The 24,442-nt window shown below is 58.5% G+C and carries 21 protein-coding genes and 1 pseudogene; 19 read left to right on the top strand and 3 right to left on the bottom strand.

Annotated elements, in window-relative coordinates:
* Together ACXJKO_RS17900 and pgi are read right to left on the bottom strand one after the other, a co-directional pair.
* A pseudogene (locus tag ACXJKO_RS17900) lies at positions 1-180 on the bottom strand (IS5/IS1182 family transposase); the annotation flags it as partial.
* A gap of 202 nt (positions 181-382) precedes the next feature.
* A complete protein-coding gene (pgi, locus tag ACXJKO_RS17895) occupies positions 383-2,032 on the bottom strand; it encodes a glucose-6-phosphate isomerase (RefSeq protein ID WP_457092443.1) in 1,650 nt (549 codons plus the stop codon).
* A gap of 336 nt (positions 2,033-2,368) precedes the next feature.
* Here pgi and ACXJKO_RS17890 point away from each other — a divergent pair, with 336 nt between their 5' ends.
* The 9 genes from ACXJKO_RS17890 to ACXJKO_RS17850 all read left to right on the top strand — a co-directional run bounded on the left by ACXJKO_RS17890 (position 2,369) and on the right by ACXJKO_RS17850 (position 11,759).
* Positions 2,369-3,355, top strand: coding sequence for a DctP family TRAP transporter solute-binding subunit (locus tag ACXJKO_RS17890; protein WP_457092445.1), 987 nt, complete (start codon positions 2,369-2,371; stop codon positions 3,353-3,355).
* 64 nt (positions 3,356-3,419) lie between these two features.
* On the top strand, positions 3,420-3,977 hold the full coding sequence (locus ACXJKO_RS17885; RefSeq protein ID WP_457092444.1) for a TRAP transporter small permease: 558 nt from the start codon (positions 3,420-3,422) through the stop codon (positions 3,975-3,977).
* Entirely contained in the window at positions 3,974-5,254 is a 1,281-nt protein-coding gene (locus tag ACXJKO_RS17880) for a TRAP transporter large permease (RefSeq protein WP_457092442.1), read from the top strand. The genes ACXJKO_RS17885 and ACXJKO_RS17880 overlap by 4 nt, the downstream gene beginning before the upstream one ends.
* Positions 5,255-5,401: 147 nt before the next feature.
* Positions 5,402-6,382 (top strand): D-2-hydroxyacid dehydrogenase, encoded by a 981-nt coding sequence (locus ACXJKO_RS17875; protein ID WP_457092441.1) that lies wholly within the window; start codon positions 5,402-5,404, stop codon positions 6,380-6,382.
* Positions 6,383-6,492: 110 nt separating this feature from the next.
* The gene (locus tag ACXJKO_RS17870; protein ID WP_457092440.1) at positions 6,493-7,317 is read left to right on the top strand and encodes a class I fructose-bisphosphate aldolase; all 825 of its coding nucleotides are present in this window, start codon (positions 6,493-6,495) and stop codon (positions 7,315-7,317) included.
* Positions 7,314-8,354, top strand: a complete 1,041-nt coding sequence (locus tag ACXJKO_RS17865) for an alcohol dehydrogenase catalytic domain-containing protein (RefSeq protein ID WP_457092439.1) — start codon at positions 7,314-7,316, stop codon at positions 8,352-8,354. The genes ACXJKO_RS17870 and ACXJKO_RS17865 overlap by 4 nt, the downstream gene beginning before the upstream one ends.
* Positions 8,347-9,903 carry a xylulokinase gene (locus ACXJKO_RS17860; RefSeq protein WP_457092438.1) on the top strand — a complete coding sequence of 519 codons (1,557 nt, stop codon included), beginning with the start codon at positions 8,347-8,349 and terminating at the stop codon, positions 9,901-9,903. Before ACXJKO_RS17865 ends, ACXJKO_RS17860 begins: the two co-directional genes overlap by 8 nt.
* 18 nt (positions 9,904-9,921) lie before the next feature.
* The gene (locus ACXJKO_RS17855; protein WP_457092437.1) at positions 9,922-10,626 is read left to right on the top strand and encodes a FadR/GntR family transcriptional regulator; all 705 of its coding nucleotides are present in this window, start codon (positions 9,922-9,924) and stop codon (positions 10,624-10,626) included.
* A 434-nt stretch (positions 10,627-11,060) separates the two neighbouring features.
* Complete coding sequence (locus tag ACXJKO_RS17850; protein ID WP_457092436.1) at positions 11,061-11,759, top strand: IS6 family transposase; 699 nt, start codon at positions 11,061-11,063, stop codon at positions 11,757-11,759.
* Positions 11,760-11,909: 150 nt separating this feature from the next.
* On the opposite strand, the gene ACXJKO_RS17845 is transcribed toward ACXJKO_RS17850, so the two are convergent.
* Positions 11,910-12,674 (bottom strand): IclR family transcriptional regulator, encoded by a 765-nt coding sequence (locus ACXJKO_RS17845; protein ID WP_457092435.1) that lies wholly within the window; start codon positions 12,672-12,674, stop codon positions 11,910-11,912.
* 196 nt (positions 12,675-12,870) lie between these two features.
* Between ACXJKO_RS17845 and ACXJKO_RS17840 the strand changes: the two genes are divergently transcribed.
* From ACXJKO_RS17840 to ACXJKO_RS17795, 10 genes are all read left to right on the top strand, one after another.
* The gene (locus ACXJKO_RS17840) at positions 12,871-14,445 is read left to right on the top strand and encodes an ABC transporter substrate-binding protein (protein ID WP_457092434.1); all 1,575 of its coding nucleotides are present in this window, start codon (positions 12,871-12,873) and stop codon (positions 14,443-14,445) included.
* 60 nt (positions 14,446-14,505) lie between these two features.
* Entirely contained in the window at positions 14,506-15,360 is an 855-nt protein-coding gene (locus tag ACXJKO_RS17835; protein ID WP_457092433.1) for an alpha/beta hydrolase, read from the top strand.
* Positions 15,357-16,970: a gamma-glutamyltransferase gene (gene ggt, locus ACXJKO_RS17830; protein WP_457092432.1), complete on the top strand. Its 1,614-nt coding sequence runs from the start codon at positions 15,357-15,359 to the stop codon at positions 16,968-16,970. Before ACXJKO_RS17835 ends, ggt begins: the two co-directional genes overlap by 4 nt.
* A gap of 12 nt (positions 16,971-16,982) precedes the next feature.
* Positions 16,983-17,957, top strand: coding sequence for an ABC transporter permease (locus tag ACXJKO_RS17825; protein ID WP_457092431.1), 975 nt, complete (start codon positions 16,983-16,985; stop codon positions 17,955-17,957).
* Positions 17,958-17,960: 3 nt separating this feature from the next.
* Positions 17,961-18,872, top strand: coding sequence for an ABC transporter permease (locus ACXJKO_RS17820; RefSeq protein ID WP_457092430.1), 912 nt, complete (start codon positions 17,961-17,963; stop codon positions 18,870-18,872).
* Entirely contained in the window at positions 18,872-19,840 is a 969-nt protein-coding gene (locus ACXJKO_RS17815) for an ABC transporter ATP-binding protein (protein ID WP_457092429.1), read from the top strand. The genes ACXJKO_RS17820 and ACXJKO_RS17815 overlap by 1 nt, the downstream gene beginning before the upstream one ends.
* Positions 19,840-20,844 carry an ABC transporter ATP-binding protein gene (locus ACXJKO_RS17810; RefSeq protein WP_457092428.1) on the top strand — a complete coding sequence of 335 codons (1,005 nt, stop codon included), beginning with the start codon at positions 19,840-19,842 and terminating at the stop codon, positions 20,842-20,844. Before ACXJKO_RS17815 ends, ACXJKO_RS17810 begins: the two co-directional genes overlap by 1 nt.
* A gap of 44 nt (positions 20,845-20,888) precedes the next feature.
* Entirely contained in the window at positions 20,889-21,971 is a 1,083-nt protein-coding gene (locus tag ACXJKO_RS17805) for an AbrB family transcriptional regulator (protein WP_457092427.1), read from the top strand.
* Positions 21,972-22,097: 126 nt separating this feature from the next.
* Entirely contained in the window at positions 22,098-23,285 is a 1,188-nt protein-coding gene (locus ACXJKO_RS17800) for a M20 metallopeptidase family protein (RefSeq protein ID WP_457092426.1), read from the top strand.
* A 193-nt stretch (positions 23,286-23,478) separates the two neighbouring features.
* Positions 23,479-24,175 (top strand): IS6 family transposase gene (locus ACXJKO_RS17795; RefSeq protein WP_457092425.1). Its coding sequence is split into 2 segments (ribosomal slippage): positions 23,479-23,636 and positions 23,635-24,175, totalling 699 coding nucleotides; the frame shifts between segments, so codons are not numbered across the junction.
* Positions 24,176-24,442: the final 267 nt, after the last annotated feature.

Below are 24,442 nucleotides of genomic sequence, written 5' to 3'. Positions count from 1 at the left end.
ATAGGCCGGGCGGCCTGTCGCCTGTGGGATGACCCTCTCGAACCCCAGAGCGCGCAGGTTGAGTTCGTCGACGAAGACGTCGATCACCCGCACCGGATTGTCCTCGCTGACGTACTCGTCGAGGCAGGCCGGGAACAAGGTGCCCTGGCTGCGCTCCTGGCCTTGGACAAACCGCTTCATCGCGATCCCTCCAGTCCGTGCTAACCCCACCAGATTACCAGATCCCGCGTTTTGACACAGCCTCGACCCTAAGCGGAAACTGGAAACTCAAGATCGACCGGAACGACGCTCCGATGGCGGTGGCTTCATCAAACCGACGTATCAAGAGCATTGCGCCGCTACCAAGCGAAATGTCAGTTCAGATGTCGTTGCAGCTGAAAGCCTAGTGCACAGATCGGCGAAGATGCTGGATGTGGTTGATCAGGCCGCTTGTCGAACTGTCGTGACTGGTTCCCGTTTCATTGTTCCGGAGTTCGGGCAAGATGCGTGATGCGAGTTCCTTGCCGAGTTCGACGCCCCACTGATCGTAGCTGTTAATGCCCCAGATGATGCCCTGAACGAAGATCTTGTGCTCGTAGAGCGCAATAAGCGAGCCGAGCCGGCGAGGCGTTAGCTTTCGGTAGAGAAGCGAGGTGGTAGGCCGGTTGCCGTCAAAGACTTTGTGCGGCACGAGAGCCTCAACGGCGTCTCCTGTCAGGTCCTGCTTCTCTAATTCGACACGGACCTCGCTCTCCGTTTTGCCAAAAGCCAGGGCCTGTGTCTGCGCCAAGAAATTGGCGAGCAGCTTCTCGTGGTGATCGCCCAATGGAGTCTGACTCTGGGCTGCGGCAAGGAAGTCGGCCGGGATCAACTCCGTGCCTTGGTGGAGAAGCTGAAAAAAGGCGTGCTGGCCATTCGTGCCCGGCTCGCCCCAGATGATCGGGCCAGTGTCGTAGTCCACCCGGCTGCCGTTTCGGCATACGGATTTGCCGTTGCTCTCCATGTCCCCTTGCTGGAAATAGGCAGCGAAGCGATGCAGGTGCTGATCGTAAGGCAGCAGGGCCAGGGTCGAGGCACCCAGGAAGTTGCGGTACCAGATCCCGAGCAGCCCCATGATCACCGGCATGTTCTGTTCGAGCGGGGCGTCGCGGAAGTGCTCATCCATCTCATGAGCGCCCTCAAGCAACTCGCTGAAGCACTCGAACCCGACAGCCAGGACAATTGGCAGGCCGACGGCGGACCACAGGCTGTAGCGTCCGCCAACCCAGTCCCAGAACTCAAACATGTTCATGGTATCGATGCCGAACCGAGCCACCTCGGCGGCATTGGTCGAGACCGCCACGAAGTGTTTGGCCACAGCGTCCTCGCCCAGGGCAGCGGTCAGCCAAGCCCGTGCGCTAGCCGCATTGGTCATCGTCTCCTGAGTCGTGAAAGTCTTCGATGCCACGATGAAGAGCGTGCGAGCAGGATCGAGGCGGGTCAGGGTGTGGGTGAGATGCGCCCCGTCGATATTCGAGACGAAGTGTGGCCGCAGGTCCGACCGCTGATATGGCTTCAAGGCTTCGCAGGCCATGACAGGCCCGAGGTCAGAACCGCCGATGCCGATATTGACGATGTGCGTGATGGTCTCGCCCGTGGCTCCGCGCCAATCGCCGCTCCTGATGCGCTCGGAGAAGAGCCGCATTTTCTCTAAGACAGCTTCGATGCCAGGCATGACGTCGACATTATCAACCAGTATCGGCCGGCCTGAACGATTACGGAGAGCCACATGCAGCACGGCCCGGTTCTCGGTTGTGTTGATCTTCTCGCCCGCGAACATCCGGTCGCGCCAGCCTTCCACATCCACCGATCGCGCCAGATCGAGGAGAAGGCTCATGGTTTCAGCCGTAATCCTATGCTTGGAATAGTCGAGCAGGAGATCGTCGATGTGGAGCGAGAACCGCCTGAAGCGCTCCGGATCCTGAGCAAACAGGTCGCGCAGATGCAACTTACGCACAGTTGCAGAATGCACCTGAAGCGCTTGCCAAACCGGTAAATCCCTAATCGTCTTCATCGACTCGCAGCCCTTCCGAGAGAAGTGTCCGGATGATGGCAGTCAATTGCCCGTCTGAAAATCAGCTTTGCCCTTGCAGCGAGAAAAAGCTCGACTGTCGCCCCGTTAGGCTCATTCGACTCGGTGCAGCTTCGGGTGTCCTCTTAGCAGATTAGCAATTGGCCAAACCAAGAGGCTACCATCCAGAACAGTTTATTCGACTAAGGTCTGACGCCGCAATTGGTTATGCCATTGTGAGAGTACACTTGCCAGCACCTACATAATCAGGTAGCTTTTTGGTATAACCAATAACAACAAGATCACATCAAACAGGAGGAAACCAAAGTGCTGAAATCCATGATTCGCGGCTTGGCCACGGCCGCGCTAGTGCTTGCTGCGACCGCAGTGAATGCTCAGACGAACTTCACCCTATCGACTCCTGACCCGGACAATTCTGAGATCACCCTGGCGGCAAATAAGTTCGCAGAACTGGTGTCGCAGAAGACTGGTGGCAAGGTCACTGTCAAAGTGTTCCCGAACGGGCAGCTGTATGGTGGCGACCCTTCAGCGGCGGTGAAGCAGCTCGCGGGCGGCTCTCTCGACATGCTTCTGCTCTCGACTTCGCTCTATGCGAACTTCAATCCGAAGTTCACGGCGATTTCGGTTCCATATCTCTTCTCGGACACGGTTCAGCTTCGGACCTACCTCTCGGGTCCGATGGGGCAGGAGCTTCTCGGTGATCTGAACAAGATCGGCATCCAGGGCCTCGGGCTGTGGCCGCGGCCGTTCCGGCAGATGACCAATTCCCGCAAGCCGATCACCAGTCCGCAGGATCTTGCGGGCATGAAGTTCCGCGTGCCCAACAACCCGCTCTGGGTTGAGTTCTTCAAAAAGATGGGCGCGGCTCCGACTCCCATGGCCTTTGCTGAGGTTTACAACGCTCTGCAGCTGAAGGTCATCGATGGGCAGGAAAACCCGATCAACATTCCGGTCACGGCCAAGTTCTACGAAGTGCAGTCCTACGCCACCATGAGCAACCACATGGCGGATGGGTGGGTGCTCGGCATCAATCCCGCCAAGTACAAGGCGCTTCCTGAGGATCAGAAGACGGCTATCAAGCAGGCTGCTGTCGAGGCCGAGGCCTGGAAGATTGAGAACGATGCTGCCGATGAAGGTAAGTCAATCACAACGCTGACTGAAAAAGGCATGAAGGTCGAGCGCCTTACGCCCGAGCAGCAAAAAGCCTTCGCAGCCGTTGCTAAGGAGTTGTTCCCCACCTTCGCACAGTTGGTGAAGGATCAGGCCTTCTTCGACCGCACCATTGCGGCTGTCGGCAAGCAATAAAATCGACTTCATCCAAGAGCGCTGGCCGCAATCGCGGCCGGCGCCGATTAGGGGGTTGGTACCCATGGCTCATAAACCGTCACTTCTTGGCAAGTTTGTTAAAGTCACAGCCGATTTCGCGGCTGGGGCGACTGCCGCTGGCATCCTGATCGTGGTGCTGCTGCAGGTTGTGAGCCGCCTCATTGGCAGTCCCGTCTCCTGGTCAGAAGAGGCCACCCGCTATCTCTTTGTCTGGATGGTTTTCCTTGGGCTGGCGGCAGGTTTCCGGACAGTCGAAAGCGCAAGGGTCGTGGTGTTCATCGCCGCGATCCCGAGTGTGTTCCGGCGGCTCGCGGTCCCGATCTATGTCAGTTCTTCGGTTTTGTTCTTCATCCTGATGGGATGGACTGGGCTCAGCCTTGTCAATCAACAGATCATGATGAACGAAGAGACGGCAACTTTGCCCATTCCAATGTGGGTAATTGGGCTGATCATGCCGATTTCGGCCATTCTTGCCATTTTGGCCATCTTTGAATCGCTGAAGACAAGCCGCGATCTCATCGCACTTCCGGAAGTCGGCATCCCACCGCAGGTTGACCTCGAGGAGCCTGACGTCTTCGTTTCGAAAGGGCATACGTCATGAGCATTGCGCTTCTTCTCCTCTTTCTGGGGTTGTCGGCCCTCGGCGTTCCTCTGGCAGTGGCGCTCGGTCTCGCCAGCGTCGCGGCCATCATGATGTTCACCTCAACGCCGATCGATCTGCTGTCGCAAAGCATGTTCTCGGCGATGAACTCCTTCCTGCTTGTGGCCGTGCCGCTCTTCATCCTTGTCGGCCACTTCATGGAGCGGGGACGCGTGGCCGAGCGCATCTTCGACTTCGCGGAAGCGATGGTCGGCTGGATGCCTGGCGGCCTTGGTCACGTGAACGTGGTTTCCTCCGTAATTTTCGGTGGCATCTCTGGATCGTCCGTCGCTGACATTGCATCGGTGGGTGCTATCGAAATCAAAGCCATGGAGCGGCATGGTTTCCCCAAAGGCTATGCGGTCGGCATGACACTGGTCACTTCGACGCTGTCCTCTATCATCCCTCCATCCATCTTGGTGGTGATCGCAGGCTCAATCGCGAACGTGTCCATCGGAACGTTGCTGGTGGCCGGTTTGATCCCTGGCCTGTTCATCGCCTTCGTGTTCATGGTGTTTAACCATTTCTACTCGGTGCACTACGGCTACAATCCGCCTTCGCCGTTTAATTTCCGCCTCGTTGTGAAAACAGGGCTTCGCGCCATCCTGCCGATGCTGACGCCCGTCATCCTGCTCGGCGGCATCGTTAACGGGTTCTTCACACCGACCGAAGCTGCCGCTATCGCAGTTGTCTATACGATGCTGCTGTCGGTGATCGTCTACCGCACGATTCCTCCCGCCGAGATTTGGAATATCCTCGTCGAGACGGCTCGCGCTTCCGGTACGATCCTGTTCATCGCAGCAACTGCAAAACTCGCCGCCTGGGTGTTCGCCTTCGACGGATTACCGGTTCAAGTGGCCGAGTTCCTGGCCAGCATCAGCACCGGTCCGACGATGGCGTTGTTCCTGATCTTCCTGTTCCTCATCGTGGTTGGAATGTTCATGGATGCGATTGCGGCCATGTTCATCCTTATCCCGGTGTTGCTGCCTCCGGCTCTCAAGATGGGCATTGATCCAATGCACTTCCTGATCGTGACGGTCGTCACGCTCACACTTGGCTTGGTGACGCCGCCTGTTGGCGTGTGCCTCTATGCAGTAGCCCAGGTGGCCAAGATGTCGATCGAAGATGTCATTCGCGGGTCCATGGTGCCGGTGCTGATCCTGACCGCCGCAATCCTGGCGCTGGTCCTGTTTCCGGTTCTGACCTTAGGGCCGATCAGGCTCCTCGGGCTCTACTGACAGCTCCGTAAATCATAGAGGGCCGGGTAAGTCAGCTTCCCGCCCTTCATTCTTCCCAGCGAGGGCAGGGGGAATTTTTCCAGGGCGATTCCAGACCTAACATGCGCGGTATGGATCGCCGCAACCGATGTGCAGAAAGTGGTGTGCATGACTGAGGCCTTGTCCCGTACTCCGGCACGAATTGTGTTCCTCGACCGCGAGACGCTCTCGCCTGAGACAAAGCTGCGGATGCCGTCTTTTCCGCACGAATTGATCACCTACGGCAAGACTGCTCCGGGTGACGTCGCGGACCGTATTGCCGATGCCGACATCCTGATCACCAACAAGGCACCTGTGAGACAGGAAGCGATTGCGCAGGCACGCAACCTCAAGCTGGTTGCCGTCGCCGCTACCGGATACGACGTGGTTGATGTCGCGGCCTGCTCAGAGCGCGGGGTGGCCGTGTGCAACATCCGCAACTACGCGGTGAACACCGTGCCTGAACACACCTTCGCGCTAATCCTGGCTCTGCGGCGCAGCATCCTGGCTTATGCAGACGCGGTCCGCCGGGGGCGCTGGCAGGAGGCAGAACAGTTCTGTTTCTTCGATCATCCGATCCGCGATCTTGCCGGCTCCACTCTTGGTATTATTGGCGACGGCGTGCTGGGACGGGCCGTTGCCGATATTGCCCGCGGCTTTGGCATGCGGGTGCTGTTCTCCGCCTACAAAGGCTCGACGGGCATGGGGCCCCTCTATACCCCCTTCGAGGACGTGATGCGCCAGAGCGACATCATCACGCTTCACTCTCCGCTCATGCCTTCGACCCGCAACATGATCGCGGCAACTGAATTCTCTCTCATGGAGCGCAGGCCGCTCCTTATCAACACAGCACGGGGTGGACTCGTGGATGAGCAGGCCCTGGCTGACGCGCTCACCGCCGGTCAGATCTCCGGCGCTGCCTTCGATGTGGTTACGGCAGAACCACCGGGGGCTGATCACCCCTTCATGCGCCTGCTCGAACGGCCTGACTTCATCCTCACCCCGCATGTGGCCTGGGCCAGCAGCGAGGCCGTTCAAGGGCTCACGGATCAGTTGTTTGAGAACATCGATCTGTTTTGGGCGGGAAAGCCCAGAAATTTGGTAATGTAAGAATTGGTAATACCAATTGTACATTTTATTTGCACGAAACGCAAAATTGGTATAACCAAACGATATCCCTCTTTCGTCGGCGTTATCCGACTGTGCATTAAGGAGCCTCTATGTTTCTCGGGAAAGAAGTTCGCCTTAACCGGATTGTGAACCCCAAGTCCGGCCGCATGCTGGCTATCACGGTCGATCATCCGATCACCCGCGGAATGATGCCCGGACTGGTGGACATCCGCTCCGTCATGCGCAAGGTCGTCGCCGGTAAGCCAGACGGCATCACCATGCACAAGGGCATCGCCGAGAAGGTTTTCGCGCCTTACGCCGGACAGGCTTCGATCATCCTGAAGGCCAGCGCCTATTCGGTGCAGTACCATCCGACTTATGACACGCCGGTCGCCGACGTGGAGGAGGCGGTGCGCTTCGGCGCCGATGCCATCTCGGTCGGCTGCATCGTGGGTGGTCCCGATCAAGCCCAGCAGCTGACCTTCCTCGGTAAGATTTCCAAGGAAGCAGCTTCGGCCGGCATGCCGCTCGTCGCCCACATCTATCCGAAGGGCTCTCTGATCAAGGACCAGCACGACGCTGAGGTGCTGGCCTATGCGGTCCGCGCTGGTGCAGAACTTGGCGTCGACATCATCAAGACCATGTGGTCCGGTTCAGCCGAGAGCTTCCGCTCGGTGGTGGATGCCTGCCCGGCCATCGTCGCTCTCGCTGGTGGTGAGATGGGCGAGACTCTGGAGGACTATCTGCGCATGACCCGCCAGGCGCTCGATGTCGGTATGCGCGGCGTCACCTATGGCCGGTTCGTGTGGTCTCACCCGCATACCTCCGCCGTCATCAAGGCTCTGTCGGCTCTGATGCACGAGGATGCCAGTGTCGAGGCGGCTCTCAAGGTTTATGATCGCGCCCTCGAGGAAGAGAAGGACCTCCAAAAATGAAGGCAGCAGTTCTTCGTGCTCCAGACGACGTCATCTTGCAGGATGTCGCAACCCCGTCCGCCGGACCCGGCGAGCTAATCCTGAAGGTGAGGGCTGCGACTGTGTGCGGGACGGATATCCGCATCCTGCGCGGCCGCAAGACCAAGGGTGTCCGCTTCCCGTCCGTTCTCGGTCACGAGTTTGCGGGCGAGGTGGTTGAAGTGGGGGATGGTGTCTCGCAGTTCTCCTGCGGCGACCCGGTGTCGGTTAATCCTGTCATTCCCTGCCGCAAATGCGCCTACTGCAAGATCGGCCGGGAGAACGTCTGTCAGAACCGTCAGGCCATTGGATACGAGTTCGATGGGGCTTATGCCGAGTACCTGAAGGTGCCGGCGCTGGCGCTCGAGTCGGGCAATGCCGTTCGTATCCCGCAGGGGATGGCCTTCGAGGCGGCTGCACTTGCGGAACCGCTGGCGTGCTGCATCAATGGCCTGCGCAATGTCGGCATTGAACTGGGTGACGTGGTGGTCATCCTCGGGGCAGGGCCGATTGGCCTCATGCATGCGGCGCTCGCGCGTCGGGCTGGGGCACGACTGATCATCGTCAGCGAGCCCAATGAGATGCGCCGCCAGGCTGCTCTCGAGCGCGGCGTCGACATCGCCTGCGATCCGACCAAAGAGGATTTGGCGGGGGTGATTCGTGGGGTGACCGACGGGCTCGGCGCGGACGTGGCGATCCTAGCCATCGGCGTTCCGGCGCTTGCGAATGAGGCACTGAAGCTCGTGCGCAAGGGCGGCCGCGTCAACCTCTTTGCAGGCTTCTCGGCGGGTGACATGGCGACGTTCGACGTCAATCTCGTGCACTACAACGAGATCGTTGTGACCGGAGCCAGCGCGCTACGCCGGCAGGACTACGAGACAGCTCTCAACCTGCTTGCAGGCGGGCTCATCGATGCCAACTCGCTTGTCACCCATCGCTTCGGACTGGCGGATGCCGTTGAGGCGCTGAAAGAGGCAGAGAGTGGGCGAGCCCTTAAGGTAGCAATCCGCAATGACTGAAGCCTTCCTCGGGGTCGATGCTGGAACGAGCGGGATCAAGGTTTGTGCCTTCACGCGTGAAGGCCGCTTGGTTGCAAAGGCACATCGGGCGGTTCCCGTGGTCACGCCTTATCCGCTCTGGGCCGAAATCGACCTCGACCGCTACTGGGCAGCCACCGCCGATGCTATTCGCGAGGTTGCCGCCCGCGTCCCTACGATCATCTCGATTGGGCTTGCCACAACTTGCCCGACGACCATCCTTCTCGACGAGGATGGTCAGGCAATACGGCCGGGCATCCTTTACCTCGATGGCCGGGCCCAAGCAGGTCTCGAAAATGTGGTTGGTGCTGACGCTGAAGCAGATATGCAGCAGACCGGCAACCGGGCCAGCACGTCTACCTGCTGGGCAGCCAACCTGGCCTGGATCCGTGAGAATGAACCGGGTGCTTGGTCAAAAGTGCGGCGGGTTACCATGCTCAACGGTTTCCTGGCTCGCCGCCTAAGTGGCCAAGACGGCATCGAGCCGACCCAAGCCTCTTATTCCGGTATGATGCGCATTGCTGATCTCAAGCCGTCCTGGAGCCGCGACCTCTTAGCGAGGTGGGAGCTCGATGCGGCTCTCCTGCCGGAAATCAGCGGCTGTACCGATATGATCGGTCGAGTAACGGATGAAGCCTCCATCCTGACTGGAGTTTCGGCCGGCACCCCCGTAGCGCTCGGCGCTGCCGACACGGCAGCGGCTTCCTTTGCGGTTGGCCTGATGGACAGCGGCGAGGTTTTCGAATCCGTCGGCACGTCCGGGGTCATTACCTTCTGCCTTGCCCGGCCCGACTTTGAGCCGTCGTTCCTGCATCGCCATCATATTGTGCCCGGCCGCTGGCTCGCCCACGGGGCGATGTCGACGCTGGGCGGTGCGTTCGGTTGGCTCAACAACAAGGTCTGGCCGGAGCTCAAGACTCTTGCCGAGCTGGAGCGCCTGGCGCAGGAGTCGGTTCCAGGAGCCAACGGTCTCTTGTTCCTGCCCTACCTTGCCGGCGAGCGGAGCCCCATCTGGGACGCAGAGGCAAGCGGCAGCTGGCTCGGGCTTCTCCTCCGACACAGCCGGCAGGATATGGTCCGCGCCGTCTTTGAGGGCACGACCTTCGGCCTCCGGCAGATTCTGGAGCGGGGTTCCACCAAGTGGGGAAAACGCCCGGAGCGCATGCTCAGTGTAGGTGGCGGAGCGCGGAACAAGTTCTGGGGGCAGATGAAGGCGGACGTCCTGAAGCTCGACTATATCATGTCTGATATGCCCGATGCTGCGGCACTGGGAGCAGGCCTGCTCGGTGCTATAGCGGCAGGGCTGTTCACGGGCAGTGATGATAAGGAGCTTCCGTTGATCTCGGCCAACGCAACGGCGATCCAGCCTGGGTCCCAACGGACAATCGAGACCTACGACCGCATGTTCACGATCTTCGATGCAGCCTATCCACAGCTACGCGACTTGATGCACGGCCTTGCAGATCGTAGTTCTGGCCCGTACGCGGACGAGGAGGCGAGGCCCCGTCTCGGAGCGCGAGCCACTGGCTAAAAGGAACTACGGTTTTAGATGACCGACGGTGAAGACGATATCCTTGCACGTGTCATTGACATCGCAATGGAGCTCAGGCCCGACAACAGCGGGCGGATCAAGCTTCCCACAGAGCGTGAGCTGGCCGACCAACTCGGCATCCAGCGCCCGACTCTGCGGGACCGGCTGACCGTTCTTGAGACGCTTGGGCTGCTTCAGCGCGTCCAGGGCAGCGGGACCTATCTGGCGCTGCCGAACTCCCGGTTCCTGCAGTTTTACTTCGGAGTGGCGCTGAAGCTCGGCTTCATCTCGATCGATCAGATCCAGAACGCCATGGAAATGATCGGTCGGGAGATGGCGGGAGCCGCTGCAATCCAGGCCAGCGCCGCTGACCTCGAGGCGCTCGATGACCTCATCGACCAGATCGCTGCATCCGAAACCGTGGAGGATGTCGTCGATCTCCAGTTCGAGCTTCACGCCAGCCTTGCCAGGGCGTGCCGTAACCCGGTGATCGTCATCGTTGTCGATGGTCTCTCGTCCGTCATCCGATCTGTGATTGCGAACAAGGTGAGGATCATCTCCATGGTCCGCGGTGCGTTCGAGCGAAACGTCGAAGCGTACCGCGCACTCGTGCAAGCCCTAAGGGATCGCGAGCCGGAACTCGCCCGTGAGGCTATTCAGGAGTGTTACTGGTTGTGGCGTCGGGAAGAGTCGAAGATTTCGATCCTCAATATCAGCGAGTGAGAGCCCCGAGAGGCACGCGCGATCATCTTATGCGCGTAGATTAGCGCTTCCCTGATCCGCAAATTCCGTATCAACGGTAGAGTGGAACGACAATGACTGAGCCTAAGCCATGCCCAGTATGCAGAGGCGCCGAACTAGGGATTAACTGCCTTGAGGCGTATAGGCAGTACGAGGCGCATTTTCTCTGTCTCAGTTGCGAAAACGAAATCGCACCGCAAGGCCCTTTGTCGGAACCGTGCGGGACGGCAGCAGAAGCGGAGGGGGCGGCTCTTCGCGCTTGGAACGACTTCGTATCAAGCTATCCCAGTCACAGGAATGTAGTCTAGTTGTCGCTGATATCCGCAACATGCCGTGAAGGGCAGAGCTGTGGGGATGGCGCCGTTGCATTAACCTTGGCGGTTTAGAGGAATGCGGCCAGTCGAGGAGCCGCCCTGTTGTCTCTGTTCAAGCGCCGCCGCTTTCCCGTCGAGATTATCCTCCTGTGCGTCCGCTGGTACTGCAAGTATGGCATCAGCTACCGCGATCTGGCTGAAATGATGCAGGAGCGCGGCGTCGTGGTCGACCCGAGCACGATCTTTCGTTGGGTTCAGCGTTACGCCCCAGAGATTGAGAAGCGGGTGCGCCGCTATCAGGGGCCTCGGTCTGGCTCCTGGCGCGTAGACGAGACCTATGTGCGGGTCGGTGGAAAATGGAAGTATCTGTTCAGGGCTGTCGACAAGCATGGCCAGCTGATCGACTTCATGCTCTCAGACCGCCGGAACACCAGAGCGGCGTATCGCTTCCTGCGCAAATCCCTGAAGACGCTGAGTGACTATCCACCATCCTCAATTACGACTGACAAACTGGCGTCGTATCCCAAGGCAATCCAGCGCCTGCAGAAGAACGGCCTGCTGTCGAACGATGTTGAGCACCGCACCTCGAAATATTTGAATAACATCATTGAGGCGGACCATGGCGCGCTCAAGCGCGTGATCAGGCCGACCCGCGGCTTCCAGAGGATGGCAACAGCCTCCGCTACCATCAAAGGCTTCGAAGTGATGCGGATGATCCGCCGCGGCCATTGCGGCCTGGCACAGCGTGACGTGATAGGCGAAATCCGCCTTGTGAACCAGCTCTTCGGCCTTGCGGTCTGAGTGACCCATTCGACTGGACTCGTTTGCCCATTTTCAGGTTAATGCAACAAAGCCCTGTTCGGCGCTGCGGCGTAACCTGCGTCCCAGCCCGACCATCGCTTGACCCCTGTCAGGAGTTGCAACGGAACCACATTAGGAGGGAACTCCTCCTCACCAGCCAAGCTCCCTAGAAATCTTTTGGGACGCGTCCTTCAGTAGCATGACAAACCGATCTAGGTCGCTGTCTTGCGTCCGGAATGCCGGGGCAGCAATATTCAGGCCAGCGATAACAGAGCCGTCAAATGCGAGCACAGGGACCGCGACCGAGACGAGTTGTTCGCTAACCTCTCCTCTGCTGAGGCAGTAGCCCGCCTTGCGGATCGCGTGAAGCTGCGTCATCAGTTTGTTGCGATCCGTAATTGTTCGCTGAGTAAATCGATCAAGGTGCGCAGGCAACACTTGCAATTGCAGTTGCTGCGGAAGGAACGCCAGCAGGACTTTGCTGGATCCAGCGTATAGCGGCCGCCTCCGTCCAATCAATGCGTGCACACGAAGATCCCGGCTCGGCTCGAATTTAGCGATGCAGAGCGACTCGGCATTGTCGATGATGCGGAGTTGTACTGTCTCGTTTACTTTTTGACCTATGCTCTCGAGAATTGGAGTGGCAATTTTCACGAGGTCGACTTGGGTCGATGCAGCTGTCCCCAAAACGATAACTGTGTTGCCAAGGCGATAACCGCCCTCAGGTGTTTTGCGTATGAATCCACGGTGTTCCAGTGTGCGTAACATTCGCAGGATTCTTGGTTTGGTTTCATCCAACTTTCGGGCAATATCCGTCAAACGCGTGTCGGGGTTCTGGGCCACCGCCATCAGTACTGAAATTGCAGTGTCAACCGATTGAATAATATCGCTGTTTTTTTCCATTGCATGTTCCATCAAGAGCGATCTTGGTGTGAGATTTTGTCCAGGGTCATACCCTTAACACCTTGTTTCGCCTGCCGTAACATGACTGTTCTTTGTTTGACAGCATTATGACGGGATCATACCCTCTGTCCTCAGAGATGGGGTGCTACCTGTCCGCTAGGCTGGATCCACAACCAGTACTGAACCCAAGCATAACAAGGAGAGGGATATGGCTAACAGCCATTTCAAAGGGGCGGTAGTTGCGCTTCTCGCAACAGTTGCCGCACCTGCAATGACTCAAGCGCAGAGCGCCGCGCTGACAATCGGGATATCAACAACACCCACAACGCTTGACCCACATGAGGACAGTTCGGCTCCGAACAATGCAGCTTCGCGCCACATTTGGGATAGCCTTATCAATCTGACGGGAACTTCTACCAATGAGCCGGAACTGGCTACGAGTTGGAAACTCATTGATCCGACGCATTGGGAGTTCAAGCTGCGCGACGGTGTAACTTTCCATGACGGTAGCAAATTTGATGCCGAGGACGTGATCGGGTCTCTACTTCGCGCTCGCGACAAACCCAGCCAAGGCTTTGCTGCCTACACCCGAAACATCGCCAAAGTGACCGCGCCTGATCCACTCACGGTCATCGTAGAAACGAAGGTGCCGGACCCACTGTTACTGAACTCCATCAGCCGCATCCGCATCATCAGCGCTGACTGCGCGAAAGCTCCTGTACAGGATTTCGAGAGCGGTAAGTGCGCGGTAGGAACGGGAGCCTATACTTTCGCGTCCTATGCCCCCGGTGACCGCCTTGTTCTGAAGCGTAACCAGAACTATTTCGCCGGTGCGTCTCACTGGTCCGATGTCACCTTGCGTTTTCTCCCGGACGATGGTGCCCGTCTGGCCTCGCTTCTCTCCGGTGAGATTGACATTATTGAATCGCTCCCCGCCGATGGAATGAAACGGGTTGAGGACAGCAAAGAGCTTCAGGTCATCACTGGCCTATCGTCTCGCCTTGTCTATCTGGGTTTCGATGTCAGCCGCGATGCCTCGCCCTTCGTGAAAGCTAGCGACGGCTCAGCGCTAACCAAGAACCCGCTGAAAGACGAGCGTGTGCGCCGCGCCATCCTCATGGGCATTAATCGCCCGGCCATCGTCGACCGGGTCATGCAGAAGAACGGCACCGTTGCCCATCAGTTCGTCGCCGAAGGCTATATGGGCCATTCCAAGGCGGTGAAGCCGGTCGGCTACGACCCGAATGCGGCCAAGACCCTGCTGGCCGAGGCCGGTTATCCCAACGGGTTCCAGTTGACGCTCCACGGCCCGTCTGGGCGCTACGTAAAGGACAGCGAAGTCCTGCAGGCTGTCGGGCAGATGCTGGCGCGAATCGGCATCAAGACCCAGGTCGAAGTTCGTCCTTGGTCAATGTACTCTGATGCTTACGCAGCCGGTGAATTCAGCGCTTTCCTCGGTTCGTGGGGCGTGAACACCGGCGAGACGACCAATCCTGCGGTCGCGCTGGTCGCTACGAGGAACAAGGACAAGGGCACGGGCCGTTACAACGGCGGCGGGGTCTCGGATCCCCAGCTCGATGCGACCCTTGAGCGGGCAACCTCGACTCTTGAGGAGGCAGCGCGCCTGCCGCTGCTGGAGGAGCTCTCCGCCCAGGCATTTAACCACCTCTGGATCCTGCCGATGCATTACGAGAACGTCGTGCTTGGCGCGAAGAAGAGCGTCGCCTACACGCCACGCGGCGACAAGTATACGCTCGCTTACTATGTGAAGCCGGCACAATAGACTTCGACGAGGCGGGCAGCTCCAGTGCTGCCCGCCCGATGTATTTTTCAGGAGAATACGATGCAAGAACTTGGCACGAGCGGCGCAGCCGCCCGCGCGCGGGCGGTCTATGACTATGGGTATACGGCCATATTCGCCTCCTCGATCGACCCCAGGCTGCATATGCTGCTCTATGTCCCGCCGACAGCCGCGGCGGGGCGCAAGGTCGACCTTCTCGTTGCAGTTCATGGGACGGGACGTACTTCGGCAATCGAGTTCCGTGATGCTTTCGCCGAGTTCGGCCTGTACAACGACTGTGCGGTTCTTTGTCCGATTTTCCCCATGAACGTTTTGGGCGATGGAGCCCGATCCGGCTACAAGTACATGGAGGAAGGCGACATCCGCTACGATCGGGTCCTCCTTGCGATGGTCGAGGAGATGGCCCTGAAATATGACCAGGACTGGTCGGAGTTCGCTATGTTTGGCTTCTCCGGCGGGGGGCATTTCACCCATCGCTTCGCAATCCTGCACCCGGAAAAGCTCTGGGCAGCTTCGGTAGGAGCGCCAGGTTCGGTGACGCTGCTCGACACCGAGCGCGACTGGTGGGTTGGCATTCGCGACGTAGAGGCTCGCTTCGGCAAACCCTTCGACCGCGAGGCATTGGCGAAAGTGCCGGTTCACATGGTGGTCGGCGACGCCGATCTCGAAACTTGGGAAATCACCCATAAGCCCGGCAGTAAATACTACATCGAAGGCGCCAACGACGCCGGTGAGACACGGCCTGAGCGTCTCGAGGCGCTCGCCAACTCCTTCCGCGACGCAGGCGTAACGGTCACGCTCGATAAGGTTCCCGGCGTCTCGCACGACCGCATTAAGGTTCTGGGACACGTGAAATCGTTCCTCGCCAAGACTTTGGCTGTGAGGCGCGCAAAATGAAGAATGCGACGATTGTTGCACCTCAGCCCGAAGCCGTGGAGGCTGGCGCCGCGGTGCTTAAGCGGGGCGGCAATGCAGTGGACGCGGCACTCGCATGCGCTTTCGTCCAGGGCGTCGTCGATCCGCAGATGGCGGGGATCGGTGGCTTCGGCTCGATGCATGTCTACATGCCCGGAAAGGGCGTGCATGACATTCTTGAGTTCTATGCCCGGGCGCCTCTCGCCTCGACGCCAGACATGTGGGTCGACAAGGTGCAGGGCCAAAGTCGGGATGGCTTCGGCTATATCCTCGACGGCAACATCTCCGATATCGGATACCTTGCGGTCTGCACGCCGGGCTCGCTGAAGGGCTATGAGACGGCCCTGCGCCAGTACGGCACCTTCGACTGGGCTGATCTGATCACCCCTGCCATCGACTGCGCCCGCAACGGTTTCATGATCCGCAATCACATGCACTGGTACTGGGCCAAGGACCAGTCGGGGGACGGATTCGCCAGCACAACGGACAAGCTGCGCTTCTCAGAGACAGGCCGGCGCGTCTATTTCCAGGATGACGGCACGCTTCGCGGTGTCGGCGATATCCTCCGGAACCCGGACATGGCCGACACCCTCGAGCGCATCGCCCGAAGCGGCGGGTCGGACATCTTCTACCATGGCGAAATCGCTGAGCAGATCGCCGAGGACTTCGCAGCCAATGGCGGTTTGATCGCCCGCGAGGATCTGGCAAGATACGAGCTTTCCAGGGTAGCCCCGATCTGGGGTGAATATCGTGGCCACCGCATTGCCACCTCGCCCCCGCCCGGTTCCGGCTTCCCGATGCTCGAACTGCTGCACATCATGGAAAACTTCGGTGTCAGCGCCATGGAGCATGGAGGAACAGAGCACATCCGGATTCTCTTCGAGGCCATGAAGCGCATGACTATCGACAAGGATGCGCATATGGGCGACCCGGCCTATGTCGAGGTTCCTTTCGAGCGCCTGCTGTCGAAGGAGAATGCTGCCTCTCACGCCGCTGCCATCAAGGCGGGTGAAAGGGCGAACGTGAACAGGCTGGACCGCTCTCAACGCGACACCACCCATATCTCCGTTGTGGATCAGCACGGCAATGCCGTTGCGATGACGCATACGCTTGGCAGCCCATCGGGCGCCATCACAGATGGCCTCGGCTTCATGTACAACGGCACGATGAGCCGGTTCAACCCGTTCCCGGGTCATCCTGGTTCCATCGCCCCGGGAAAACGCAGGCCTAGCTCGGCCGCGCCGACGATTGTCTTCAAGGACGACGAGCCCTTCGTAGTCGTTGGCGCGCCGGGAGGCAGCTATATCGCACCCGCAGTTGCCCAGTGTGTCATGAACATCATCGACTTCGAGATGTCCGTGCTGGAAGCTGTCGTGGCTCCGCGCATCGTAGGCGTGTCGAACAAGATCGATATCGGCAACCGCACCCCCCGTTCGGTCGAAAAGGACCTCCGCAACGAAGGCTATGACATCGTCCGCTCGCCTCAAGCCTATGCGTTTGCGGCGCTTCATGCGATCAAGATCGACAATGGAGTGTCGAAGGGCGCAGCTGATCCGCAGCGTGACGGTCATGCGATCTCGGTGTGCCGATAGGAGGAAGAGCCAATGGTAACCTCTCTGATCCGGCGGTTGATACAGGCTGTTTTCGTCATCTTTGCCATGACAGTGATCGTCTTTGTGGGCGTCAACGTCATCGGCAATCCGGTGGACATTCTCATCAATCCTGATGCGAACCAGGCTGAGAGGGCCCGCGTCATCGCGCATTACGGCTTAGATCAGCCATTATGGATGCAGTATCTCTTCTTCCTGAAAGGACTTACACAGGGTGACTTCGGGAACAGCTTCGTCTATGGCCGACCGGCCCTTGGGTTGATCCTGGAGAGACTGCCGGCGACCTTGGAGTTGGCGATTACGGCGCTCGCAATCGCCGTGGTGATCGGCTTGCCGCTCGGCCTTTACGCAGGCCTCTATCCGAACCGGATTTCATCCCGCATCATCATGACCGGCTCGATTCTCGGGTTTTCGCTGCCAACGTTCTGGGTCGGCCTGATGCTGATCATGGTCTTCGCGGTGGAACTCGGCTGGCTACCGACGAACGGGCGCGGAGCGACGATCGGGCTTCTGGGCGGGCAATGGTCCTTCTTGACGCAGGACGGCCTGATTCACCTCCTGTTACCTGCGTTCAATCTGGCGCTATTCAAGACATCGCTGATCCTCAGGCTGACCCGTGCGGGGGTGCAGGAGGTCCTGCCTCAGGACTTCGTGAAGTTCGCTCGGGCGAAGGGCTTGCGCGAGAAGCGGGTCATCTATGTTCATGTTCTTAAAAACCTCATGATCCCCGTAGTGACCATCATCGGTCTGGAATTCGGATCGCTCATTGCGTTCTCGGTCGTGACGGAAAGCATCTTCGCCTGGCCGGGAATGGGCAAGCTCATCATCGATTCCATCAATCTGCTCGATCGTCCGGTAATCGTCGCGTACCTCATGATGATGGTCCTGCTGTTCGTCGTCCTGAACTTCGTAATCGACCTCTGCTACACGCTGCTGGACCCGCGCGTCCGCCTAGACGCCAAGGCTTGAGCCATGAACGCAATTCCCGTGATAAACAAACCCGCCACTCCGCTCGAACAGGGACGTTTCCGTCGCCAGTTCCGCAGCTTCCTGCGATCGCCTGGGGCTGTTGTGGGGCTCATCGTTCTCGCGACAATCATCGTACTGGCCATTCTTGCCCCTATGATTTCGCCTCAGGATCCTTATGACCTAACCCAGCTCGACATTCTCGACGGGCGGCTGCCTCCGGGATCCGAGTCCATGACGGGTACCGTCTATCACCTGGGCACTGACAGCCAAGGGCGCGACATCCTCTCGGGCATCCTTTATGGGCTGAGAACATCTCTGGTGGTCGGTGTGCTGTCCGCCTTTGCCGCCGCAATCATTGGTACGACAGCCGGACTATTCGCTGCCTATATGGGAGGGCGGACGGAAAACGCAGTCATGAGGTTGGTCGACCTGCAGCTCTCCTTCCCCACCATTCTTATGGCATTGATGATGCTCGCCGTTCTCGGGAAGGGCGTCACCAACGTCATCATCGCTCTCGTTATCGCCGAATGGGCCACATACGCGCGAACCGTCCGCGGCACGGCCCTTGTCGAGCGTGAGAAGGAATATGTCGAGGCCGCACGCTCCCTGCGTCTTCCGGGCTGGCGCATCTTGTTTCGCCACTTGCTGCCGAATTGCCTTGCCCCGGTGATCGTGATTGCAACCATGCAGGTTGCCCGAGCCATCGGCCTCGAAGCCACTCTGTCCTTCCTGGGGCTTGGAGCGTCCGTTACCGAACCATCCTTGGGCATGCTGATCTCGAACGGCTATCAGTATCTCCTGACCGGTCTCTACTGGATCAGCTTCTTTCCCGGCATTGCGCTCCTGATCACGATCGTCTCTATCAATCTCGTCGGCGATCGGCTACGCGACGTGTTGAACCCGAGGAACCAGTAATGGCGCCGCTTCTCGAAGTTCGCAATCTGGTAACCGAGTTCGGGAACAAGACGGGCCTTCGCGCGGTGAACGACGTGTCGTTCACCCTCGACCGAGGAAAGGTTCTGGGTCTCGTCGGCGAATCCGGATCAGGCAAGTCAGTCACCGGTTTCTCGATCATGGGTCTCCTGGATCATCCCGGACGGGTCTCCTCCGGACAGATTCTCTTCGACGGCACCGACATCACGCGTCTTATGGGCGAGGAAATGCGCCGCGTCCGTGGCAAGCGCATCGCGATGGTCTTCCAGGATCCGATGATGACGCTGAACCCCGTCTTGACCATCGGCACCCAGATGATTGAGGCTGTCCGCACACACGACGACGTGAGCCATGAGGTTGCGCGCCAGCGTTCCCGTGATGCTCTGGCTCTCGTCGGCATTCCCAGTCCTGAAGAGCGGCTCTCCGCCTATCCGCATCAGTTCTCCGGCGGAATGCGACAGCGTGTAGCGATCGCCATTGCAGTGCTCCACCGTCCGGATCTCATCATTGCCGATGAACCGACGACGGCCTTGGATGTCACGATCCAGAGTCAAATCATCTCGGAGTTCCAGAAACTCACCGAGGTGTCGAATACCGCGGTCATATGGATCACCCACGATCTTGCCATTGTCTCGCGTCTGGCTGACGATATCGCCGTCATGTATGCGGGCCGGCTGGTCGAGACAGGAAGCGTCGTCGAGGTATTGGGAGACCCGCGCCACCCCTATACGCGCGGTCTGATTGCTTCAGTTCCATCCGAGAACCGGCGCGGGCAGCCCCTGCACCAGATTCCCGGCATGACTCCATCGCTCGCGTATCTGCCTGCGGGCTGCAGCTTCCGCACCCGATGCGACAGGGCGACGGAGGCCTGCGCCGTATTGCCAGCGCTGACTCAGGAAGGAACACGCGCCTTCCGCTGCATCCATCCCGTGGCAAAGGTTGAAGCATGATGCCGACTAAGTCCCCCTTGTTGGTTGAAGCCATCGGTATTTCGCGCCAGTTCGGCGCCAAGCCCGATCTTGCAGCAAAGATCGCATTGCGGCTGGGCCTCGCCAAGCCCGCCCCCGTCGTTCATGCCCTGGACGATGTGAGCTTATTCATCCGAAAGGGAGAAGTCGTCGGATTGGTTGGTGAAAGCGGCTGCGGAAAATCGACACTTGGTCGCGTCATTGCGGGCATTATCCGGCCGAGCGAGGGCAAGATCCTGTGGCAGGGGGCCGCCCGCGAGGCCATGAAGTCGGCTGACGCCCGTGCCGCCGGCCTTGCTACGCAGATGATTTTTCAGAACCCCATGGCTGCGCTCAATCCTCGCATGACCGTAGAAGAGATCGTGTCCGAAGCGCCGCGCACTCACGGCCTCATCCCTAAGGGGGGAAGGGCCGAGTATGTGGATAAGTACCTGCGTTTCGCCGGCTTTGACCCTACGATGAAGGGACGCTACCCGCATCAATTCTCCGGCGGGCAGCGCCAACGGGTGAATATCGCACGTGCGCTGGCAGTTCAGCCTAGCTTTCTCGTCTGCGATGAAAGCGTTGCGGCGCTCGACGTGTCGATCCAGGCGCAGGTCATCAACTTGTTTATGGATCTGCGGGACCGGCTCGATCTGACGTACCTGTTCGTCAGCCATGATCTCGGTGTGGTCGAACATATCTCCGACCGAGTGGCGATCATGTATCTCGGACGTATTGTCGAGGAAGCGCCGGTGGAGGAGGTCTTCAGCCGCCCGAACCATCCGTACACAAAAGCTCTTCTGGCAGAGGTGCCAAGGATCGAGCCCGGCAAGCGCCGGTTCAAGCCCGTCGAGGGGGAACTCCCAAGTCCGCTCAATCCCCCGAAGGGCTGTCACTTCCATCCACGCTGCCCCTTCGCAATGGAGCGCTGTCGCATCGAGGTGCCGTTGAAAAAGGAGGTTACACCAGGTCACCTGTCGGCCTGCCATTTGAACGACGCGTGACTCGCAAAAGAGCATAGTTGAAATGGGCGAGATCGAGAGTGAAGTTGAGCAAGTCGATCAAGGTGTGGGTAAAAAGTTTCTACCCTGCGCGTTTTCCCTACAAGCGTTTTCTCGTAGCCCTTCTGATTGGTGCGCTAGGAGCGGTGATATTTGTAAGGTTAGGACTGCCGCTACCGTGGATGCTGGGCTCAATGGTGGCCTGTACCTTGGCCTCCCTAATGCGCGCGCCCGTTGCAGCTCCCGCTTGCGTGCGGCCCCCGATGACGATGATCATCGGAGTCATGCTCGGAACGGGGTTCACACCTCAAATCTTCGAGAATGTGGGGAATTGGATACCAACGACAATTGGCTTGACAGTCTTTATCCTGGTAAGCGGCTCAGCCTGCTTCGCATATTTCCGCTATGTCGCAGGATTTGATCGCCCCACAGCCTACTTTTCTGGGATGCCGGGCGGCTTAATGGAGATGGTCATCGCCGGTGAGGATAAGGGCGGCGACGCTCGCACGATCGCGCTGGTTCACTCGGCCCGAATTCTCCTCGTCGTGCTCACGCTGCCTTTCCTGGTGCGGCTAATCAGCGGAACCTCCCTGGGATCCAGACTCCAGTTCGGGTTGTCGATCTTTGAAACACCCTGGCGCGATGAGCTATGGCTTCTCGCCACAGCTGTGGCCGGAGCCCTGCTAGGCCATATCCTGTGCCTTCCGGCTCGACTCCTTCTTGGGCCCATGCTGTTCAGTGCGACGGTACACGCTCTCGGCTGGACACGGTTTGCGCCAGCCATCGAGATTGTGAACGTTGCACAACTCGTCCTGGGGACTACCATCGGCTGCAGGTTTGTCACGACAGCTCCGCGGGAGATTGTTCGCATCCTCATACTGTCAACAGGCTCGACGGTGATCCTTCTTGGGTGCACAGGAATCTTCGCCGCCGGGGTAAGCCACATGTCATCCTATGACCAAGTGCCGTTGCTGCTGGCTTACTCGCCGGGTGGTCTAGCCGAGATGAGTCTAATTGCTCTTTCCCTCGGCATCGAGGTTGCCTTTGTGGCCGCGCACCATGTCATCCGGGTATTCATTGTGATGATAGGAGCCACGCCGGCTTTTGCCGTCTTTGAACGCTTAAAGTGAATTGTGGTTGAAGACGCGCGCAGCAACATCAGGAATGCATTCTACACAATCCGCTGCTTACACATCGAGACCCAGCTAAAAAATCGTCTTAGATCCGTTGAAACACAAAGCCCAGGGAAAGAGAAGATGGACGGCATTGAAACTCGTAACGATATCAGGTCAGTCATTGCGGATACGGTCGCCGCAAATGAGAAGATGTTTATCGAGATCCGCCGCGACCTTCACCAATATCCTGAGATTGCTTTCGAAGAAGTCAGAACGGCCTCAGTTGTTGCTAGAGTGCTTGCTGAGTTGGGGATAGACCATAAGACTGGCGTCGGCCGTACGGGTGTGGTGGGGTATGTTCGCGGTGCAAGGCCCGGACCGACACTACTCATTCGCGCAGATATGGATGCGCTTCCGATACACGAGGAAACAGGCCTACCATACGCGAGTAAGATCCCAAACCGCATGCACGCCTGCGGCCATGACATTCATACCGCAACCGTACTTGGTGTCGGCGCTGTTCTGAAACAGTTGGAAGACCGACTTGCTGGCAATGTCCGCCTTGTATTTCAACCTGCAGAGGAGGCGATTGGCGGGGCCGCAGAAATGATCGCAGATGGTATTATGGGAGGAGTTGACATGGCGCTCAGCCTCCATAACCGTCCTGAAATCCCCGTTGGCGAATTTGGAATCGTACACGGTTTCGCCAACTCATCGGTGGACTCGTTTGATATAATCGTTAGGGGGAAGGCCGGGCACGCCGCCCGCCCATACGCCGCCGTCGACCCGATTGTGGCAGCAGCCCAAATCATCAATCAATTACAGACGATTGTGTCACGCGATGTACGGGCGCTCGATTCATGTGTGGTTACGATTGGTTCTATTCACGCTGGCCAAGCAAGGAATGTGATCCCAGAGCTGTGCGAGCTTAAAGGTACGGTTCGCAGTAGGCAGCCTCAGGCCCGGGATTCAGCCGAGGACGGCATTCGTCGCATTTGCGAAGGTGTCTCTCGAAGCATGCGTGTTAACTGCGAGCTCCAGTACACCCGTGGAACGCCTCCTATCCTGAATGACGAAGGAATGCTCAAACGTACGGTTGAGGCTATCCGGGCACAGATAGGAGATGTGGCTATCGACTATGAGCCAAGCATGGGTGGGGAAGATTTTGCGCTCATAGCTAAAATGGTCCCTTCCTTCCGGCTTCTGGTCGGCTCATCGCAACCGGGCAGGACCGACAAAGTGCACAATCCAGACTATCAACCAGATGAGCGTTCAATCGCACTCGGGACTCTGGCGCTTGCCCGGACCGCTGTCGATATTCTTAGTTGACCTACCGATAAATACTTCGGTCATAGGATCGAAAGCTTGGGAGATGTATATACCCAACGTGCCGTACTGGCATGAACGTCCTACTGAATTTGGGCTGAACCCTGAAGCATGCATACAGCCGATATAGAATGTGTCGCAAACCTATCGGTAACGCAGTTCGATCTATGCCTCCGGCTCGCTCTGGAGGTACATGATGTTCAAAGGCCGCCATTTCGATCATTCGGTGATCCTGCTCTGCGTACGGTGGTATCTCGCTTACAGTCTGAGCCTGCGGAACCTGGAAGAGATAATGGCGGAGCGCGGCATCTCCGTCGACCATGCGACGGTGCATCGCTGGGTCGTGCGCTTCTCCCGAGTTGCTGCAGCGGTTTAATCGGCGTAAGCGAAGAGTCACTGTTAAGTGGTATGTCGACGAAACTTACATCAAGGTGCGTGGTCAGTGGCGCTATCTCCACCGTGCGATCGACAGCAACGGCGACACCGTCGAATTCTGGTTCAGCGAGCGGCGTAACCTGACTGCTGTCAAACGGTTCCTGCGTAAGGCACTCAAGCGGCATGGCCGGCCCGAGCGGATCGTGATCGATGGTAGCCAGACGAACTGGGAAGCCATCTTGTACTGTGACACGGCAACCCGACTACGGGAGACGCCTCGGCGAAAGCTGAAACCAATCAGGATCCGGCAGAGCCAATATCTCAATAATCGCATTGAGCAGGATCATCGTGCTGTCAAAAGGCAGGTTCGTTCCATGCTTGGGTTCAAGTCGGTGAATAGCGCCCGCATATTCCTTGGCGGCATAGAGATGGTTCACATGATGCGCAATGGACAGGCGAAGTATGCCTGTAGTCGGCAATTATCACTCGCTGATCAGTTCGAGCGGCTCGTCGCATAAGCAGCGACAAAAGCAGCGACAAACTGCTCGGGCATTTTTCTGTCCTCAGCCATAACTTGCGACAGAACCGGAGGAGCTCGTGTGGCCGGATGGAGAACACTGGCGCCCAAGTGAAATGGCTTCTTGCGCCGGCAATGGCGGCCTAACCGTCAGGATCTGTCCACTCGATCAGAGCCAATGAGCCAATGTTTGCAGGAATGGTGCCGAACTCTCTTCCCTGGCTCGTCCTTACACCCTAGCTTGAGAGGGGCTGGCTCACACCAGCAT

This window comes from Microvirga sp. P5_D2 (assembly GCF_054049475.1).
The sequence above is the reverse complement of the archived record's forward strand: the minus strand, read 5'-3'. Positions and strand labels throughout refer to the sequence as shown.